This is a genomic window from Pseudoalteromonas sp. 1_2015MBL_MicDiv (genome assembly GCF_002407505.1).
In the GTDB taxonomy this organism is placed as follows: Bacteria; Pseudomonadota; Gammaproteobacteria; order Enterobacterales; family Alteromonadaceae; genus Pseudoalteromonas; species Pseudoalteromonas fuliginea.
Window position 1 is genome coordinate 893307 of record NZ_CP012737.1, and the last position, 20123, is coordinate 913429.

At 38.5% G+C, this 20123-nt stretch carries 18 protein-coding genes, 1 pseudogene and 1 riboswitch; of the genes and pseudogenes, 13 read left to right on the forward strand and 6 right to left on the reverse strand.

What is annotated here, in order from left to right:
* The 7 genes and pseudogenes from AOR04_RS03905 to AOR04_RS21805 all read left to right on the forward strand — a co-directional run.
* Window positions 1–933: an ornithine carbamoyltransferase gene (locus tag AOR04_RS03905; protein WP_007377845.1), complete on the forward strand. Its 933-nt coding sequence runs from the start codon at window positions 1–3 to the stop codon at window positions 931–933.
* Window positions 930–2132, forward strand: coding sequence for an argininosuccinate synthase (locus AOR04_RS03910; protein WP_008166173.1), 1203 nt, complete (start codon window positions 930–932; stop codon window positions 2130–2132). Before AOR04_RS03905 ends, AOR04_RS03910 begins: the two co-directional genes overlap by 4 nt.
* 48 nt (window positions 2133–2180) lie before the next feature.
* Window positions 2181–4046, forward strand: a complete 1866-nt coding sequence (gene argH / locus AOR04_RS03915) for an argininosuccinate lyase (protein WP_007377843.1) — start codon at window positions 2181–2183, stop codon at window positions 4044–4046.
* A gap of 229 nt (window positions 4047–4275) precedes the next feature.
* On the forward strand, window positions 4276–4476 hold the full coding sequence (locus AOR04_RS03920) for a hypothetical protein (protein WP_096792599.1): 201 nt from the start codon (window positions 4276–4278) through the stop codon (window positions 4474–4476).
* A 16-nt stretch (window positions 4477–4492) separates the two neighbouring features.
* Entirely contained in the window at window positions 4493–5026 is a 534-nt protein-coding gene (locus tag AOR04_RS21800) for a hypothetical protein (RefSeq protein WP_232525508.1), read from the forward strand.
* Window positions 5027–5601: 575 nt separating this feature from the next.
* Complete coding sequence (locus tag AOR04_RS03935) at window positions 5602–6048, forward strand: hypothetical protein (protein ID WP_342864519.1); 447 nt, start codon at window positions 5602–5604, stop codon at window positions 6046–6048.
* Window positions 6049–6320: 272 nt separating this feature from the next.
* Window positions 6321–6934, forward strand: a pseudogene (locus tag AOR04_RS21805) (transposase); the annotation flags it as partial.
* Between the two features lie 29 nt (window positions 6935–6963).
* On the opposite strand, the gene AOR04_RS03955 reads toward AOR04_RS21805, so the two are convergent.
* The gene (locus tag AOR04_RS03955) at window positions 6964–8061 is read right to left on the reverse strand and encodes an ISAs1-like element ISPsesp1 family transposase (protein ID WP_096792602.1); all 1098 of its coding nucleotides are present in this window, start codon (window positions 8059–8061) and stop codon (window positions 6964–6966) included.
* 174 nt (window positions 8062–8235) lie between these two features.
* Here AOR04_RS03955 and AOR04_RS03960 point away from each other — a divergent pair, with 174 nt between their 5' ends.
* Together AOR04_RS03960 and AOR04_RS03965 are read left to right on the forward strand one after the other, a co-directional pair.
* Complete coding sequence (locus AOR04_RS03960; RefSeq protein WP_096792603.1) at window positions 8236–8763, forward strand: hypothetical protein; 528 nt, start codon at window positions 8236–8238, stop codon at window positions 8761–8763.
* 12 nt (window positions 8764–8775) lie between these two features.
* On the forward strand, window positions 8776–9273 hold the full coding sequence (locus tag AOR04_RS03965; RefSeq protein ID WP_096792604.1) for a hypothetical protein: 498 nt from the start codon (window positions 8776–8778) through the stop codon (window positions 9271–9273).
* A 33-nt stretch (window positions 9274–9306) separates the two neighbouring features.
* Here AOR04_RS03965 and coaD read toward each other — a convergent pair whose 3' ends face one another.
* Complete coding sequence (gene coaD, locus AOR04_RS03970; RefSeq protein WP_007377838.1) at window positions 9307–9798, reverse strand: pantetheine-phosphate adenylyltransferase; 492 nt, start codon at window positions 9796–9798, stop codon at window positions 9307–9309.
* Window positions 9799–9992: 194 nt separating this feature from the next.
* Between coaD and AOR04_RS03975 the strand changes: the two genes are divergently transcribed.
* Both AOR04_RS03975 and thiI read left to right on the forward strand, forming a co-directional pair.
* Window positions 9993–10646 carry a TetR/AcrR family transcriptional regulator gene (locus AOR04_RS03975; protein ID WP_008134856.1) on the forward strand — a complete coding sequence of 218 codons (654 nt, stop codon included), beginning with the start codon at window positions 9993–9995 and terminating at the stop codon, window positions 10644–10646.
* A gap of 97 nt (window positions 10647–10743) precedes the next feature.
* Window positions 10744–12201, forward strand: a complete 1458-nt coding sequence (gene thiI / locus AOR04_RS03980) for a tRNA uracil 4-sulfurtransferase ThiI (protein ID WP_008134855.1) — start codon at window positions 10744–10746, stop codon at window positions 12199–12201.
* A 25-nt stretch (window positions 12202–12226) separates the two neighbouring features.
* Here thiI and AOR04_RS03985 read toward each other — a convergent pair whose 3' ends face one another.
* A complete protein-coding gene (locus AOR04_RS03985) occupies window positions 12227–13129 on the reverse strand; it encodes a ketopantoate reductase family protein (RefSeq protein WP_096792605.1) in 903 nt (300 codons plus the stop codon).
* Window positions 13122–13475, reverse strand: coding sequence for a VanZ family protein (locus tag AOR04_RS03990; protein WP_096792606.1), 354 nt, complete (start codon window positions 13473–13475; stop codon window positions 13122–13124). Before AOR04_RS03990 ends, AOR04_RS03985 begins: the two co-directional genes overlap by 8 nt.
* A 151-nt stretch (window positions 13476–13626) precedes the next feature.
* Here AOR04_RS03990 and AOR04_RS03995 point away from each other — a divergent pair, with 151 nt between their 5' ends.
* Window positions 13627–14109 (forward strand): YajQ family cyclic di-GMP-binding protein, encoded by a 483-nt coding sequence (locus AOR04_RS03995; protein WP_007377833.1) that lies wholly within the window; start codon window positions 13627–13629, stop codon window positions 14107–14109.
* A 164-nt stretch (window positions 14110–14273) separates the two neighbouring features.
* A riboswitch (cobalamin riboswitch) is annotated at window positions 14274–14456 on the forward strand.
* A gap of 37 nt (window positions 14457–14493) precedes the next feature.
* Window positions 14494–16323 (forward strand): TonB-dependent receptor domain-containing protein, encoded by a 1830-nt coding sequence (locus AOR04_RS04000; RefSeq protein WP_096792607.1) that lies wholly within the window; start codon window positions 14494–14496, stop codon window positions 16321–16323.
* A gap of 77 nt (window positions 16324–16400) precedes the next feature.
* On the opposite strand, the gene msrA is transcribed toward AOR04_RS04000, so the two are convergent.
* The gene (gene msrA, locus AOR04_RS04005; protein WP_096792608.1) at window positions 16401–16937 is read right to left on the reverse strand and encodes a peptide-methionine (S)-S-oxide reductase MsrA; all 537 of its coding nucleotides are present in this window, start codon (window positions 16935–16937) and stop codon (window positions 16401–16403) included.
* An 85-nt stretch (window positions 16938–17022) separates the two neighbouring features.
* Complete coding sequence (locus AOR04_RS04010; RefSeq protein WP_096792609.1) at window positions 17023–20121, reverse strand: efflux RND transporter permease subunit; 3099 nt, start codon at window positions 20119–20121, stop codon at window positions 17023–17025.
* Window positions 20122–20123: the final 2 nt, after the last annotated feature.

Consider the following 20123-nt stretch of genomic DNA (forward strand, 5'->3'; position numbering starts at 1 on the left):
ATGTTTAAGAATTTTTTAACCGGTTTAGAATTAGACCAAGAAGGCGCACTTAATTTATTAAAGTTAGCGCAAGACATTAAAGTAAAACCAGAGAAATACAGCCAAGTATTAGCTGGTAAATCGGTTGTAACGTTATTTGAAAAACAAAGTTTACGTACGCGTTTATCATTTGATATAGGTATTAATCGCCTGGGCGGTCACGCGGTTTATTTAGATCAGCAAAATGGCGCTATGGGTGCACGCGAATCAATTAAAGATTTCGCTCTTAATATTTCAACATGGGCTGACGGGATTGTAGCGCGTGTTAATCAACACAGTACGTTAACTACATTAGGTGAATATTCATCGGTACCGGTGGTTAATAGTTTGTGTGATTTGTACCATCCGTGCCAAGCACTCGCTGATTTTTTAACGCTTCAAGAAGTACATGGCGATGTAAGTGAGCTTAAAGTTGCTTACTTAGGTGAAGGTAATAACGTAACTCATTCATTGATGTTGTTAGCAGCTACACTAGGTACAGATTTTGTAGCTGTAACACCAAAAGGGTGCTCACCAGATTCACAAATACTTAAAAAAGCAGAGCAGATTGCAGCAATGAACGGTGCATCAGTTATGGTGAGTGATCGCGTTGAAGCTGCTGTTGGCGCAAATGTTGTTTACGCAGATACTTGGGTATCAATGGGTAATACAACACCAATTGAGCAAGTTAAAGCCAAGTATATGCCATATCAGCTAAATCAGGCATTGCTAGATCAAACCGGTGCTACGACGGTATTACACTGCCAACCGGCGCACCGTGAATTTGAAATTACCTCAGAGGTAATGGATGGTCCAGCATCTAAAATTATTCAACAAGCAGAGAATCGTATGCACGCGCAAAATGCTCTGCTAGTTACATTATTAAATCCAAATTTTGTTAAGGAACACCTATGAGTTCAATTAAAAAAGTCGTTTTAGCCTATTCAGGTGGTCTTGATACGTCGGCTATCGTGCCATGGTTAAAAGAAAACTACGGCTGTGAAGTAATCGCGTTTGTTGCAGATGTAGGTCAAGGCGCAGAAGAACTTGAAGGCGTAGAAGCTAAAGCAATTGCCTCTGGTGCATCTGAATGTTATGTAGTTGACTTAAAAGATGAAATGGTAAGTGATTACATTTACCCAACACTTAAAACGGGCTCAATTTATGAAGGCACTTATTTATTAGGTACCTCTATGGCGCGCCCAATTATAGCTAAAGCGCAAGTTGAAATAGCGCGTAAAGTAGGTGCCGATGCACTTTCTCATGGTTGTACTGGTAAAGGTAATGACCAAGTTCGTTTTGAATCATGCTTTGCAGCACTCGCACCTGATTTAAAAGTAATTGCGCCATGGCGTGAGTGGGACTTATCGAGCCGTGAGTCATTACTTGATTACTTGGCGGAGCGTGACATTCCGTGCTCAGCATCAGCGACAAAAATTTACAGCCGTGATGCTAACGCATGGCATATTTCACACGAAGGTGGCGAGCTTGAAGACCCATGGTGTCAACCAACTGAGCAAGTATGGACATGGACTAATTCTCCAGAGCAAGCACCAGATAAATCAGAACTCGTAACTTTAAAAGTTGTTGAAGGCGAAGTGGTTGCTGTAAATGGCGAAGAACTTAAACCATATGACTGTTTAGTTAAATTAAACGATATTGCATCACCTCATGGTGTTGGTCGTGTTGATATTGTAGAAAACCGTTTGGTAGGCATGAAGTCACGCGGTTGCTACGAAACGCCCGGCGGTACAGTTATCATGGCAGCACTTCAAGCAATTGACGAGCTAGTGCTTGATAAAGCAAGCCGTAAATGGAAAGAAGTGCTGGGTGGTGAATTTTCGCATTTAGTATATGACGGCCGCTGGTTTACACCACTTAAAGATTCTATTTTAGCCGGTGCAGAAGCGCTTTCTAAAGTGGCAACAGGTGAAGTCGTACTTAAATTATATAAAGGTCAAGTAACTGCGGTTCAAAAGCAGTCGCCAAATAGTTTATATAGCGAAGCATTTGCCACATTTGGTGAAGATGATGTGTATGACCAATCACACGCTGAAGGCTTTATTCGTTTATTCTCGCTTTCAAGCAGAATTTCAGCACTCGCTAAAAAGTAAATTATTACGCCCCTGTAAAAGGGGCAATACAGGGTTTGGAGATATTTCATGGCATTATGGGGCGGACGTTTTTCTACGGGTCCAGATGAGGCGTTTAAGCAATTTAACGACTCTCTTCCCTTCGATTATCAGTTAGCAGAGCAAGATATTATCGGCTCTGTGGCATGGGCTGGCGCACTTGAGCAAGTTAATGTGTTATCGAGTGATGAGCACAAAGAACTCGTTGCAGCATTGTATGAGTTACTTGAAGAAGTAAAAGCTGATCCACTCGCTGTAGCTACATCGGGCGCAGAGGATATTCACTCGCATGTTGAAGCTGCATTAATCGAAAAAGTAGGTGATTTAGCTAAAAAATTACATACAGGCCGAAGCCGTAATGATCAAGTCGCAACAGACTTTAGATTATGGTGCCGTGATACCGCTGAGCATATTTTAAAAGCAATTGAGCAACTTAAAGGCGAGTTTGTATCTTTAGCTGAGCGTGAACTTGGTACTATATTGCCCGGTTATACTCATTTACAGCGAGCACAGCCAGTATTATTTAGCCACTGGTGTATGGCTTACGTAGAAATGCTAGAGCGTGATGAAAGTCGCTTGCAAGACGCGAAAGCGCGCATGAATTTTTGCCCACTAGGAAGTGGTGCATTAGCCGGTACTGCTTACCCAATTGATCGTCAAGCACTTGCGCAAGGTTTGGGTTTTACTGGTGCGACTAAAAATAGTCTTGATGGCGTCTCTGATCGCGATTTTGTTGTAGAGTTATTAAGCTGTGCATCGATTTCGATGATTCACTTATCGCGTATGTCAGAAGATTTAATATTTTATAACTCGGGTGAAGCTGGTTTTATAGAGCTTGCAGATAACGTGACATCGGGCTCATCGCTTATGCCACAGAAAAAGAACCCTGATGCATTAGAACTTATCCGTGGTAAAACGGGTCGTGTATTTGGCGCGTTTAGTGCGATGATGATGACCTTAAAAGCACTCCCTCTTGCTTACAACAAAGACATGCAAGAAGATAAAGAAGGTATATTTGACGCTATGCCAACATGGCTTGCGTGTATTCATATGGCACAAGCTTGTATTAAGGGCGTTAAGGTAAGAGGAGATCGTACACTTGCTGCTGCTAAAGGCGGTCATGCTAATGCAACAGAGCTTGCTGATTATCTCGTCGCAAGAGGCGTACCTTTTAGAGAGGGGCACCACATTGTAGGCGTCCTTGTTCAGCTTGCTATTAGCGAAAATAAAACGCTAGAAGAGCTTTCGCTTGAGCAATACAAATCAGTTAATGATGTTTTTGAAGACGATGTATACCCGGTATTAGAAATTGATGCGTGTATAAAAGCGCGCCAAGCTCTTGGCGGCACATCGATTGAGCAAGTAACTGGTGCAATTAAAGAAGCCAAAAAAAAACAGCAAATAACGGTTCGTGATGCAAATCTAGATGACGTTGAATCTATAGCTAAGCTCATTCAGCATTGGGCTACAGTTGGCGAAAATCTACCTAGAGCTAAAAGTGACATGGTGCATTCTATAAATGAATTTGCGGTCACTGAAATTAACGGTAAGGTATCGGGCTGTGCCTCGCTGTATATATATGATACAGGTCTTGCTGAAATTCGCTCTTTAGGTATTGATCCTCAAAGCGTTGTTACTGGGCAGGGGCGGCAACTCGTTGAGCATTTGTTAATTAAAGCTAAAAAACTGGCGTTGAATAGAGTTATTGTACTAACGCGTGTGCCTGACTTTTTCGAAAAGCAGCGCTTTACCTTTTGCACTAAAGACAGTTTGCCAGAAAAAGTAATGAAAGATTGTGAGCTTTGTCTTCGTAAAGAAAATTGCGATGAAGTTGCTATGGAATTTATTTTAAAGCCAAGTAAAAGTGTGGAGATCCCGTGTAAATACGTGGCTTAAACTCCCTGGATACAAAAAACGTACGGTTATCCCTGTGCGTTTTTTTATATCTAAAACAAACTGGTTTGATCTGTTGCATTTTTAAAGTGTCAAATAAAGTTGGCATACAGGTTGCTTTATTATAGGTGGGTGGCAAAAATGGCTACCTAGATTAAAACAGGTAACATGTTTACCTATATAATAGCGTGATAAAAGTTGCGCAAACTATAATTTTATAAGGATTAATAACATGCAAATTTCAGCGAATAACCAAGTACAAATGCAAGCATATAATAAAACACAACAATTAAAGCCTGCAATGGAACAAACTGCTAGCCCTAAAACCCTGCAATCTGATACAGTAAGCATTTCTCAAGAGGCTATTGCTGCAGCAAGTGGTGATAGCTTACAACGTGGCGGGGGCAGTGTAATGCCTGTCAGACCAAAGTAATAATTTAAGGTTTTAAATGATTCTAACTGAGCTTTTTGGGTTGTTCTCACTGTCTGCTTTTACGATGTGGGGATTTCTGATGACTTTCTTTTTTAATGTGTTTGTATACTCATTAGATTTAAAAAGAGGTACAACTCTTCTGCTCAGTTCATTTATTATGATGATATCTTATACCTTATCTGACTACTTCTATACATGGCTTTCTATTAAAAACTCAATATACTTGGATTGGGCTTTGTATGATATTTCTACTATTTTAGCGTTAATATGCATATATAAAATAACCGAAAAAACAACACCTTCTTTTTTGTATTTAATTGTTGGATTGTCTATAAATTCGATTTTCTTTTTTTGTATGTATTTAGATATGTATATATTCGGAAATATGGAACGATGGTTTTTTTGGGATGTTTATACATACGCAGTTAATTTAATGGACTTAATTATGATAGTCGCATTAATTGTTGATAGAGACTTCCTAGGTCTTCATAAGTTAAAGAACAAAACCCTCAGTTACTTCAAATCAAACGATGCCCACAAATTAACCTAGTTTAATATGTACGTTACTGAAGCCTTAACGGATTATGTAGGAGCTTTCTCCCAAAGGGGTCTTTTTAATGGCTTTCTTATGCTGTTTAGCTATTAATATAAATAAGGAAAGTAAGTCTCCTGTTTATTTATCTGCGCTTATGCTCTGCTCATATATTTTTAGTGGCTACATAGATTTATTAGAAAATTTATATTTAAGCTGGGCACTCTACGATTTCATTACAATTTTAGCTTTGTTAACTTTACAGTGCTTCAAAGTACTCCAACGTTCTGTTGCTTTTCACTTAATCATAATTTCGTTAACAATAAATGCTGTACTCACCCTCATAATATATTATGACCTATACGTTTTATATAGCTATGAACCTTGGTGGTATTGGAGTGTTTATTCAATAGGGATCAATACGATAGATATTCTCATGGTGCTCTCACTGATACTCAATAAAAAAATTCTACGGATGCTACATTTTAAAGCATTCAAATTGAATTTAAAAAAGCCTTAGAATAATGGATGAATTTTTGATTAGTCCAATCGTCTCATTGTACATAGGTGCTTTTGTACAATGGTGTTTCTTAATGGCATTTTTATACTCGCTTGCTATAAGCATAAATAAATTAGATAAAACAGCGGTTTGGTTATCGTTGATTATGTTGCTTTCTTATTCACCTAGCCTTTTTATTGATATAGAGAAAATATCATATATTCAACTCTTTTTTTTAGATGTGATAACAATTCTTTTCATCATTGCTTTTAAATACTTTCTAACTATAAATTTTATATCTCTTTATTTATTATTAGGTCTAACGATAAATGCATTTTTATTTTTTTGTATGCATCTAGATGTATATATTTTTGATAATTACGAGCCTTGGTGGTTTTGGTCATTTTATTCAATTGTTGTTAATTTAGCCGACTTTATGATGGTAGCTATATTTTTTATAAACAAAGATTTTTTAGCTTTAGCTGCAATTAAAAAATGGTTCCACAATAGTATTATGAAAAGGAATAATAGTAGTGGCTGACATACTGTGGGATTTGGTAGCGATTAGAGATTATGTAGGTATCTTTATTACATGGTTCTTTGTAATTGCATTCTTTATAATTTATCAGCAAGCATAAACAGTCCCTATAAAAATACAATGTACCTTTCTGGAATTATGATGATTTCGTACACCTTAAGTACACTATTCGATATGGTTATAGTGTCTCACTTAAACTATTTTTACTTCGTGACGTGGTTTAATGGATTCGACTACCCCAGTTAAGAGATAATCAACTTAACTGGAGATCGATAATGACAAAACGTAAAAAGTATTCCAAAGAATTTAAACTTGATGCTATCGCATTAGTTGTTGAGCAAAACTACTCACAAGCAGAAGCCTCTAGAAATTTAGGGGTAAATCCCAACATGCTTGGTCGCTGGATAAAAGAAGCTGAAAATGATGATGGGCATGCTTTTAGAGGGAACGGTAATTTAACCCCTGAGCAAGAAGAGATCAGAGAGCTAAAAGCGCAAGTGAAACGCCTAGAAATGGAGCGTGAAATATTAAAAAAAGCGACGGTCTTCTTTGCCAAAGAAACGAAGTGAAATATTCGTTCATAACCCAATACAAGAAGACCTGGCCTGTGGCGACAATGTGCTGAATACTGGGTGTAAAAAGTAACAATTACTATAGTTATCAAAAGCGATTCTCAACTAAATCAGAGGATCCAACACATCAAGAAATGATTTATTGTGTCAAGGACATAGCGCACTTCAGTGATAATACTTACGGTGAAAGGCGTATTCAGAAAGTCTTAAATGCACTCGGTTTTCCGGTGAGTCGTCACAAAACAGCACAGCTAATGAAAGAGGCAAATGTCTGGGTGCGTTATAAAAAGAGATACAAAGTGACAACGAATAGTGAGCAGGGCGCGAGCATACTTTGTTAAAAATGTTAACCAAAAAGAAGTTCTTCTCTAAAAGCATCATCATAACAAGCTCTTACACACTTACTTCTTATTGACCCCTTGCTTTTCGTATGCTGCTTTATCATGTTCCTAACGACGCGTCTAAATAGTGCCATATGTTGCGCACTTAATGGCTCATTTATTTGACAGGCATCTTCTTTAAATACGACATCCAGTATCCAGTGTTGCTGATTTTCTATCAGCCAATGTTGTCTTATTGCTTTACTTATCAATATATTGTCTGTCAACGATGTTAGGTAGTAATGTGTGTCAATACTCGTTCTATTACCCTTCGTTCGCTCTCGCTGCACCGCAACGATTGTCCTAACTGATGGCCAGCTCTCTTTAATTTCACTCGGTAATAAACGCGCATCAAGACAATCTATCGTGCGTACTTCTTTTCGCCCATGCCCTGCATCTTGTGTTACATGACTAAGTATCTCTGAGTTTTCAGATTCATACTGGTGTGTAAATGCATCTTGAATCGCGCTATAAAGTTTCTTTTGATTACCCTTTGCTTGCACTAGATAATCTGCATGTCTGCTAATTAGCTGTTTTAGCGTTTCTTTTTGGCAGTGCAAAGCATCAAGTGTAATGACGGTGTTATTGATATCGAGTATTTTCAATAAATCCCGAACTGCCGGTATTTCATTCGTCTTACTGCCAACTGTTTGGTGGAATAATGTGAGACCTGCCTCACAATCAAATGCTGAGACGAGGTGTAATTTATCAGCAATGTGTTTACTTGCTCCGCGAATAGTTTTGCCATCGAAGGCAATGACAGGATGCGCTGATTTAACGCGGTTTTGATTGACCCAGCTATACATCGCGAGTAGTAATGAGTCAGTATCAACGGTTCTAAAAATCCGAGCAATACTATGTCGAGTGGGTATGCCATTTTTGAAAGAACGAAATCCTCTTAACCAATTAAGCTTACTTTCGCCATAGACTTCAATATCTTGCCAGTTTTCACACCCTGATGTAACGGCAGTAATAATAAGAAAAAGCACATCAACTAAGTTATGGTGTTGATTTATATGTGAACGATTATCTTTGACGAGTTCTAAATGTGAGAAGAGTGACATAATAAGTTTAAGGTGATTAAATTTATGGTATTAGATCATAAAATTTGTTTATTTACAAAGTGTGATCCCGCCCTGCAGATTTGATAATGCCATTAGCGCTTATCTTTAACAAAGATTTTTTAGGTTTAGTTAAGTTTACTAAATTTTTAGCTGAAAAATTTAACAGGTCACGCCATGCCTGACTTTCTATGGAGGCTGGCTGGTTTATACGACTATATAATTATTTTTATTACATGGTCTTTTGTTATTGCTTTTTTATATAATTTGTCTATGAGCATTAACAATTATGACAAAAGCTGCACACAGCTTGCATTCATTATGGTGGTATCTTACACCTCAAGTATTTTTATGGATCCCTTTAGCAACACGCCTCATTTGACCCTTTTCATATTTGATATCGTAACTATATTTTTTCTGATTATATGGCGGAGCTATTTTAGTAAAAGCCTCCCTATAGCCTTTTATTATCTTTTAGTTGGACTTAGCTTTAACGCATTTGTTTTTTTTGGAGTGCACTACGACAGTATTGTTTTAGGAAATTTAGACTACTGGTGGTTTTGGGCCTTGTATGTAATAGGGCAACTAATTTCTGATTTAACAATGCTTTTAGCTCTCCTAATTAATAAAGACTTTTTAGGTTTGGTTGCATTAAAACGTTATTTATTTGGCAGTACAAAAAGCATTCATAAAAAGGTTGAATAGAATGGAGGATCTATTTTGGCAATTAATGAATATTTTGGAATACTTATTACATGGCTTTTTGTTATTGCTTTTTTGTTCACTCTATCAATTGCTATTAATAAGCAAGATAAAAGCCGAGTTCACCTCTGCTTTATTATGATGGCTTCGTACACATCTAGTTTATTTGTGGACATAACTACTGCAGCTCCACATTTAAAGTTGTTTATATTTGATGTACTAACAATTGCCGCTATTCTTATGTGGCGTATTTTTTTAGGACGTAAAATACCGTACGGATTTTATTATCTTATTGTAGGGCTTTGTATCAATGCCTCACTGTTTATGGGCATGTATATTGATAATACTCTTTATGGCAATTGGGACTTTTGGTGGCTGTGGATACTGTATGGTTTCTTTATGCCTGTTATTGATATTACGATGGCACTAATATTAATTATCAATAAAGACTTACTGAAGCTGGTTTGGTTAATTAAAAAATTAAAGACATCATCTATATCAAAGCTAAATTAGCGCATACGAGTTATGCGCTAACGCAGTAAATTACTATTGGGCACCACAGCCCAATTTAGTTTTTAGCGCTTTGACAATTACAGGGTCCACAAACTCGCTTACATCACCATTGTGACGTGCTACTTCTTTAACGAGTGTTGATGAAATAAATGAATTTCGCTCTGCGGGCGTTAAAAATACACTTTCTAAATCGGGGTTTAGGCGACGGTTCATATTTGCGAGCTGAAATTCATAATCGAAATCAGATACAGCCCTAATACCACGAATAAGCACATTAGCATTATGATCGCGCGCAAGGTCAGCCAGCAAGCCTGAAAATCCGATAACTTTGACATTACCCAAATGACTCAAAATGGTATTAGCAAGTTCAACACGTTCTTCTAGGGTAAAGCAGGGTTTTTTACTTGGGTTGTGGGCAACAGCAACTAATACGGTATCAAACATTTTTGCAGCACGATGAATCAAGTCTGTGTGCCCATTGGTAAGCGGATCAAAAGTGCCTGGGTAAATTGCAGTAACGTTCATAATATTCACTATTTATTATTTTAGCGTTAGTTTAACAGTGTTTAGGGCACAAATCAGCTTTGCCCAAATAGATTATTTATTCAGTTCCTAATGATGGTTAAGGAGTAAGTGTGTTTTAATCGATAATATTTGTTTATACTGCGTGGTCTATTTTTAGTGTAATGTAGTGCATAAGATAATTAGAGTATTAGCGTATGAATACCAAGGATAAAATAATACACACCAGTATTTCGTTATTTAATGAGCAAGGTGAGCGTGCAATATCAACCAATCATATAGCGTCGCATTTAGGGATGAGCCCCGGTAATCTTTACTACCATTTTAAAAATAAAGAAGACATTATTCGTCATATATTTGCGTTATATCGCGATCATTTAAGTACGCAATTTAAACCTATCAACAAAAATGACGATGCATTTAACCACTTAACAGCTTATTTAGATTCGTTGTTTGAATTGATGTGGCGCTATCATTTTTTTTACGACAACCTCGGCGATATACTCGCCAGAGACGCTGATTTGAAGCAAGCTTACATTGATTTCCAACTCGAATTATTAGAACAAGTGCGAAAAATTATACTGGGGCTTCGCGACAGTGAAATGATTGCAATTGATGAGCAAGATGTCATTGATTTAGCCCATACGCTTAAGTTAACGGTTAGCTTTTGGACGCCTTATATTAAAGCGCGTAGGCCAAGCGGTACCCTTGCTGAGCAAGATATATATCACGGTATTTTAAAAGTACTCACATTGTTTAGAGCGTATAGTACTGATAAAAGTATCGATAAAATGAACCTGCTACGCAAAAAATACACTGAATTAGCACAACACGCGCAAACTGTTGCCTAATCGCTAGTCATTGGCTGTTTCCTAGACGCTGAATTTTTTGCTATAATCGCGCGCCAAATGCCTGGGAGCGCGAATTCCCGCAGTCTAAGAGTGAACTATGCTTAAATTTATCGTCAAACTACATCCTGAAATAGCCATTAAAAGCCGTTCAGTCCGTAAACGCTTTACTAAAGTGTTAGAAAATAACATTAAAATTGTATTGCGCCGTGTTGACGAAAAAGTACAAGTTAGAAATAACTGGGATAATATTTCAGTTGTTACAAAGCTTGAAGATGCGCAAGTTCGTTTAGATTTTATCGATAGCCTTAAACGCATACCTGGCATCGTTCAATTTATTGAAGTAACCGAAACACAATTCGAAACTCTTGACGATATTTACCAAAAAACAATAGCGTTAGTTGGGCATACAATTATAGGTAAAACCTTTTGTGTTCGTGCTAAGCGTATAGGTCAACATGACTTTACCTCAACTGATTTAGAGCGTTATGTTGGTGGTGGATTGAATCAACATATTGAAGGCGCAAGCGTTAAACTTAGCCGTCCAGAAGTAACAATACGTTTAGAAGTAAAAGACGACAAAGCTTACATTGTTTCGCAAACGCATTTTGGTATGGCTGGTTTTCCGCTGCCAACTCAAGAAGATGTGTTGTCGCTTATGTCAGGTGGTTTTGACTCTGGCGTAGCAAGTTATCAAATGATTCGTAAAGGTGCACGTACACACTTTTTATTCTTTAATCTAGGTGGCGCAGCGCACGAAATTGGTGTTAAGCAAGCAAGTTACTACTTATGGAAAAAATACAGCTCTACACATAAAGTTAAATTTGTAACGGTTGATTTTGAACCTGTTGTTGCTGAAATTTTAGAAAACGTTGAAAACAGCCAAATGGGTGTTGTACTTAAACGTATGATGATGCGCGCAGGGAGTGTAGTTGCCGACAAGTTAAACATTCAGGCACTTGTCACTGGTGAAAGTATTGGCCAAGTATCTAGTCAAACATTAGCGAATTTAAGCGTGATTGACCGTGTTACTGAAACGCTTATTTTACGTCCGCTCATTCAACACGATAAGCAAGAAATTATTAATATTGCTCGCCAAATTGGTACGGCTGAAATGGCAGAAACAATGCCTGAATACTGTGGTGTTATTTCTAAAAAGCCAACGGTTAAAGCCAAAATAGACGTTATTCTTGGTGAAGAAGAAAAGTTCGACTTTGATGTACTTGATACCGTTGTAAACAACGCACGTATAATGGATGTGCGTGATATTGACGTTGAAGCCAAACAAGAACTTAAAGAAGCTGAATCGGTTGCTGATTTACCTGTAGGCTCTGTGGTAGTTGATATTCGCTCACCAGAAGAAGAAGAAGCTGCACCGCTAGAAATCGACGGTGTTGAAGTGGTGCATTTACCGTTCTTTCGTCTGGCGACTAAGTTTGGTGATTTACCAAAAGACACCGACTACTATTTATATTGTGACAGAGGCGTAATGAGCCAACTACAGGCACTTATGCTGCACGAACAGGGCTTCGAAACTGTAAAAGTTTATCGCCCGTAAAGTTAAAAGTTTATGTAAGCGTGGTTTATACCACGCTTTTTTTTGCCTGAATTTTGACAAACAACTCATCGTTGTAAGGTGTTTTAATGTTGTGGAGTTTACCTTGCTGGCTAATATAGCCGCATATAGCTGAGATTTCAGTTTCTCTGTTATACGCTAGATCTTGCTGCATTGAGGAGTAATTATTTGCGGTTAACTCCATTATTTTATAAGCGGTATTGAGTGCTTTAATTAATGGAATATTAAGCCCTTGAGCCTTTGCAATATTACATGCTTCAGTGAGTGCATTAAAAATTATTGTGTTGTACTTAGGTGCACGTAATTCGCCATTTCTTACATTACCTAAAGCGCTTAATGGGTTAATGGCAATATTTACGAGTAGTTTTTCAAAACGAAGCTGCTGAATGTTATTAGTAAATTTTAGGTTGGGTATTACTTTAAAAATATCAGCTATTGGCGCACTATTTTGAGGTGCTAGCTCATTACAGCCACCAATAACGCTTTGTCCTTCACCAGTGTGTTGCACAATATATTGGTTTGATTTAAAGCCCGCTATGCTTGTCGTTAAAAAGTAGAGTGCTTGATGGGGGTTTAGTTGGCTATTTACCTCATCAACATTACCCATTCCGTTATGCGAAAGTACAACAGAGCAATGAATTGGTAAAAATGGCTTTATTTGTGAAAACGCATCAAGTACTTGAAAAGCTTTAACAGTAAATAAAACAACATCAAATTCAGCAGCTTTATTTAGCTGATTTAATGAAATAAATTGTGCGTCAATTTTTTTAGAGGTGCCCTTACCTCGACTATAAAAGCGGGTATTTGTTGAGCTTTTACGAGTTAAAACACTGACATTATGCGATGCGCTTAAAAAGTGGCTAAGTAATAAGCCAATAGCACCATCGCCAACGATTAAAATATTAGCCATATGGGTTCTTTTTTCGAGATGTAAAAATTACTCTAAGTAAAAAGTAGCTTGCAGCACCTGCAAAATCAGCAAAAAAATCACCGAGTGATGCCTGCCTATACGGGAGTGCGTCTTGCATTATTTCTATAGATGCGCCATAGCCTGCCAATAAAAGTATTTGCGTATATAAAGGAAGTTTAAACGCTTTATCCATTATTATAGCTAGTATAAAAAAAATCCCAAAATGGGCGACTTTATCAACATGAGGGAATAAATTTACAACGCCACCTTTTATTTCTTTAGCAAATAAAAGGGTAAAAGCCACAATGCTAATTAAAAAAATTGCTTGGTAAACACGCCTTGTCACGACAAATCCTAAAATCGCTTAAAAAAGAGACCGCAGTATATCAAACTAATTTAGTATCGCACCTGAACAAGATGCAGAAAAATGTAAAGAATTATAATTTTAGCGTTATAATTGCCACATAAAATTAAGATTAAATAGTTAGGAGAAACCAATGCCTTCATTTGATATTGTATCTGAAGTAGAAATGAACGAAGCTAAAAATGCGGTTGATAACGCCAACCGTGAGCTAGAGACCCGTTTTGATTTTAGAGGTGTTGATGCATCTATTGAATTAAATGACAAAACAATTAAATTAAAAGCTGAAGCTGATTCTCAAGTTATGCAATTGTTTGATATTTTGGCAAACAAAATCTCTAAGCGTGGTATGGATGTATCAAGCTTAGAGCTTCAAGATATTACTCGTGCAGGTAAAAATGTATTTCGTAACGTTGGCTTAAAGCAAGGTATCGAAAAAGACATGGCTAAAAAAGTAGTTAAGGCCATTAAAGACTCTAAAGTTAAAGTTCAAGCCGCTATTCAAGGCGAAGAAGTACGCGTTACTGGTAAAAAGCGTGACGATCTTCAAGAGGCTATGCAAGTAGTGCGTAGCGCTGAGCTAGGTCAGCCTTTTCAGTTTAAAAACTTTCGCGACTAAATTACACCAGCTAGAACCTAGCTAACGAGCGTGTAAAATGTATTAATAAAAGCTAAGCAGCAATGTTTGGCTTTTTTTGTGAGGTTATTTTTCGTATTTATCATAGATGAACATATCTTTAGCTGTATAGACGTCCATTGACATTTATAAACAAAATACCCACAATAGCGGCATATTTTCAAGGTGCTTGCTAGCCACTTCATGTAATGATTTTTTTAGCAGGATAATCGGGAAGTTGGTGCGTTTTCATGATGACTACAAGCCCAACACTGCCCCCGCAACGGTAAAGTATTGCAGTTTTTATATGCTTACTGAGTCCGGAGACCGGCCTTGATGCAATCTTACTTACTTAAATCTTTGCGGTGGGCAAAGGTAGGGGACCTCATGTTAAACAAAACAACTCTAGGCGTTGCAATTTCTGCTGCGCTTTCATTTTCTGTGTCTGGTGCAGAGCAATCAATTGAAAAAATAACCGTTACAGCTAATAAGTTTGAGCAATCAATTAACGACGTTTTAGCGAGTGTAAATGTTATTGAACGTGCTGAAATAGAAGCTAGTAACGTACGCGATTTACCTACACTTTTAAGCACGCGAGTGGGTTTTCAGGTTAATCCAAACGGTGGTTTTGGTCAAAATACAGGTGTGTCACTTCGTGGTACGGGCTCTGGCGATACGTTGATTTTAATTGACGGTGTACGTACAGGCTCAGCAACACTTGGTCAAAAAGCACTAAATAATGTTCCTCTAAATAGTATTGAACGCATAGAAATTATTAAAGGCTCTCGCGCGGCTGTTTATGGCTCTGATGCACTCGCTGGTGTTATTAATATTATTACGCGTGAGTCAGATAACTTATCCCTAAGCGCTACATTTGGTTCTGACTCTTATCAAAATTATCAAGTGGCAGGCTCTGTAAAATCAGATGATATAACAACAGCATTTAACGCAGGCTTTGAAAAAACAGATAACTTTGATGCACTGCAAGGCGTAGCACCAGATGAAGATGGCTATGAAAATAAAAACCTTGGTTTTAAAGTAAATTACACCGATGCACATTTCGGCGACTTTAAGTTATTAGGCCAATACAGTGAAGGCTATGCAGATTACGACAGTCGCTTTAGCCCAGCCACAAGTACTATAGAAACAGGTGATTTTAAAAACTATCAGCTTTCTGCAGGTTGGAGTAAAAACTACACTAACCAAACGCATAGTATTGATTTAGCGCTTTCAACAGATGATTCTCACGATACCTCAGCATTTGGTGTAAATGATTTTATAACGAAACGTGTGCAATTTGATTATAACGGTCAATATATATTATCTGAAAAGCTTAATATTAGCGGTGGTGTTAACTGGTACAACGATGATGTATCGCACAGTTCAACGCAGTATGATATGCAAGAGCGTGATGTATTAGCAGTATTTGTTGGGGCTTATTACAATGCTGAAAAAGTGTTAGCTAATTTAACAATTCGCCAAGACGATGATGAACAATTTGGCGACGAAACAACATATACAGCTGCTGCGGGTTATCATTTATCTGAAGACGCCACGTTCCGCATAAGCCAAAGCACTGGTTTTAAAGCACCTACATTTAACGATTTATACTTTCCGGCTTTCCCTGGTTTTCCACCTTCATCTAATCCTGATTTAGAGCCTGAGAAATCATTAAATCAAGAGATTGGGTTAAATGTAGATTTTGATATAGCAAGTATTGACGTTGCTATTTTTAGAAATGATATTGAAGATAAGATATCTTTAGATTCTAACTTTTTTCCTATCAACTTAAATGAAGCACGCTACGAAGGGGTTGAATTTAGCTTATCTCAGCAGTTTTTTGGTTTTGATAGCAACCTTAACTTTGCTTACTTAAGCGCTGAAGACGAAGAAACGGGCGCAGAGTTGCGTAATGTTGCTAAACGTACTTTTAACTGGGAACTTGCAAAACAGTTTGGTGCGTTTGACGCAAGCTTAGACATGCAATACCGTAGCGACCGACAAGGTGCTGTGACTCGCTTAGGCTCTTATACACTTTGGAACTTGGCGGGTAATTATCAAGTAAATGAACATATTGAAGTTTCGCTTCGTGTAGAAAACTTATTTGATAAAGAGTATAACGCTGTTGATTCAAGCGCTGATTTTACAACGGGTGAAGTGTATTACTACAACACGCCAGAGCGTCGCTTTTTTGCAGGCGCAAGCTACCAGTTTTAACGGTATTTATTAATATTAAAAAGCCCGACATATGTCGGGCTTTTTAATGTTTAGCTAAGTTTAACTACTAAAATTAGCTAGTCAGCTAAGAACTCTTTAAATACGGTTTCAAACTTATGTAATTTAGGTGCTATTAAAATACTACAGTAACCCTGCTGTGGATTTTCGTTATAGTAATCTTGGTGATAATGCTCTGCTGGGTAATACGTAGTGGCAGGGCTGACTTCTGTCACAATTGGCTCAGCGACATGGCATTGCAGTTGAGCTATCACTTCGTTGGTTTGCTTAAGTTGAGCTTCATCGTGATAGTAAACCACACTTCTATATTGTGTGCCTATATCGTTACCTTGGCGATTCAATTGTGTTGCATCATGCAGTGTGAAAAACATTACTAAGAGTGTTTCAAAGCTAACTACAGTCGCGTCAAATTCAATTTTAACAACCTCAGCGTGACCGGTTGTGCCTGAGCATACAGAATCATATGTTGGGTTATTTGTTTCACCGCCGGTGTAGCCAGAGCTTACGGTTAGTACGCCATTTACACGTCTAAATGCAGCATCTATACACCAAAAACAGCCGCCACCAAATGTTGCTACTTGCGTTGTTGAGCTCATAAGTATTCCTAAAATGTATATGGGGTTTAAAGGCGAGCATAAATTGTATGCGCCGCAACAACAAGGTTACGGCGCAATTAAGAGGCTAGATCTCTTCGAAAGGTTTTTCAGCGGCTTGTTTGTCTAATTTTTGCTGTAAAAACTCAGGTGATTGAGTGTTACGTGCAAGTGCATAATATGCAGCAGGTACAACAAAAAGAGTTAGTAGGGTCGATACAATAACCCCAGTAAACACGACTACACCTATCACCATACGGCTTTCAGCGCCCGGACCTGAAGCAAGTACTAAAGGTACCGAACTCATAACCGTAGTCAGCGAGGTCATAATAATAGGGCGCAAACGCTGAGTTGCTGCTTGCAAAATAGCTTCACTAAATTCAACGCCTTTATCGCGCAGTTGGTTAGTAAATTCTACAATCAAAATACCGTTTTTAGCACTTAGCCCTATGAGCATGACAATACCTATTTGACTGTAAATATTTAAAGTAAGTCCTGTAGCCCAAAGTCCGAACATAGCGCCCATTAAACCAAGTGGTACGGTAAGCATAATGACGAACGGATGCATAAAGCTTTCAAACTGCGCTGCCAGTACTAAAAAGGTAACGGTGAGTGCAAGTATAAATACGTAGGTCATCGCTGATGCGCCTTCGTAATAAAGCTGCGACTCGCCTTTGTAATCTACGGCGCCATCTATATCGTTTTCTTGCGCGGCTACTTCGTTTAAAAAGTTAAGCGCTTGCTCAAGCGTATAACCGTCGGCTAAGTTGGCGCTTAATGTAATTGCGCGCATACGGTTATATCGGTTTAAGCGCGATGCGGTTGCTTCTTCTTTTAAGCTGATAAGGCTATCAAGTGGGACTAGTTCACCGCTTCGTGATTTAAGGTATATATTTGAAATGTCAGTAGGGTTAGTAAAGTCTTCTTTAGTCCCTTTTAAAATTACATCGTATTCTTCACCGCGGTCAATAAAGGTTGTAACACGGCGCTGGCCAAGCATTGTTTCTAGTGTACGGCCTACATCAGATACCGAAACGCCTAAATCAGCAGCCTTGTTTTTATCTATGCTGACTAAAAACTGCGGGAAGGTTTCTTTATAATCATGATCGATTCTTACTAAACCTGGGTTTTGTTCGGCACGCTTAATTATACGGTCACGCCAGTCGGCAAGTTGAGCGTAATCATTACCTTGCAATACAAACTCAATTGGACGAGATGAGCCACCACCGCCAATACCACGGCGCATAATGGCAAACGCACGTACATCGGTAACTTCTTGCATTTTACCGCTTATTTCGTCCATTACTTCCCATGTTGAGCGTTTGCGCTTATCCCAATCGGCCATACCAACAATCGCAACACCGCCGCTGCCACTCCAGCCAGGCACTCGAACAAGTACACGACTTAGCTCACCCGCTTGCGAGTAAGGCATTAAGCGTTCTTCAATTTTAGCCATATTAGCAGCATTATTTTCGTAACTTGCGCCCTCAGGGCCGCTCATCATAATAAAGAACGTGCCACGGTCTTCTTTTGGCGTTAGTTCAGAAGGAACTTGTAAAAACAACGAGTAACTAACAAAGCCAGCTAATAATAAGCTCACCATTAAGCCCCATTTACGGGTTATGTTAGTGGAGAGTGAATTACGGTAACTTACTTCAATTTTAGTAAACTGGCGGTCCATCCATTGGCTAAATTTATTTGGTTTGTCTGATACTTTAAGTACTTTAGAACACAAGGCTGGTGCAAGTGTAAGCGCTGTAACACTTGAGAAAAATACGGCAGCACTTACCGCCATTGCAAACTCAGTAAATAACGCCCCTATACGGCCATCCATAAACACCAATGGCACAAAAACAGATATTAGTACAAGCGTGGTTGCTACTATGGCAAAACCAACTTCACGCGCGCCTCTAAATGCAGCTAGCAACGGCGGCTCACCCAGCTCAATACGACGGTGAATGTTTTCAAGCATTACAATGGCATCATCTACTACCAAACCAATAGCCAGTACTAAGGCAAGTAAAGTGAGTAAGTTGATTGAGTAGCCCATTGCTAATAAAAACATAAAGCTACCAACAAGTGCAACCGGTACGGTAACAGCTGGAATAAGCGTTGCTCGTATATTGCCTAAAAACAAAAATATAACGAGTACGACTAAACCCATAGAGATGGCAAGTGTGCTGTAAACTTCACTAATTGATTCTTTAATAAATACAGACGAATCGTAGCTGTCTTGAATTGTTGTACCTTCAGGTAGGTTACGTTTTATTTTTTCAAGTTCACTGCGTGCGTTATCTACTACGGTAAGCGTGTTTGCTTTAGCTTGTTTTACAATGCCTAGGCCAATCATGTTGCGCCCGTTACCACGAAATAAGCTTTCGTCATCGGCAGCTTCTAATTTTACATCGGCAACTTCACCTAAACGCACTAAATAACCTTCTTCACCTCGTTTAATAACAAGGTTTTTAAAATCGCGCTGATCTTTATAACTACGTGCGGTGCGCACGGTAAAGTCGCGATCTATTGATTCTATTTCGCCGGCGGGTAATTCAACGTTTTCTGTACGCAGTGTATTTTCAATATCGCTTGAGGTAATACCGCGTGCAGCCATTGCTTGGCGGTTTAACCAAATTTTCATGGCGTATTGGCGCTCACCACCAATACGTACATTAGATACACCGTCTACAACGGCTAAGCGATCAACAATAAATCGCTGTGCGTAATCAGAGAGCTGTAACGAGTCCATTGTTTCGCTGTTTAATACAAACCAGGCGATTGGGCTTTCATCACTATTTGATTTAGACACTTCTGGTGGGCGTACCTGATCGGGCAAGCTATCAAGTGCACGTGCTACACGTTCACGTACATCGTTAGATGCAGCATCTATATCGCGGTTAATATCAAACTCAATGGTAATGTTTGAACGCCCATTACGACTTGATGAGTTAATACTTTTAATACCTTCAATACCCGAAATACGGTTTTCTATTATTTGCGTTATTTTGGTTTCTATAATTTCGGCAGAAGCACCTGTGTATTCAGTGCTGATATTTACTATTGGCGTTTCAATATCAGGGTACTCACGAAGCGGTAACATCGTAAACGCAACTATCCCAAAAGTAAGAAGCAGTAAATTAATTACTATGGCAAAAACGGGGCGTTTAACGCTAGTATCAGTAATTTTCACGT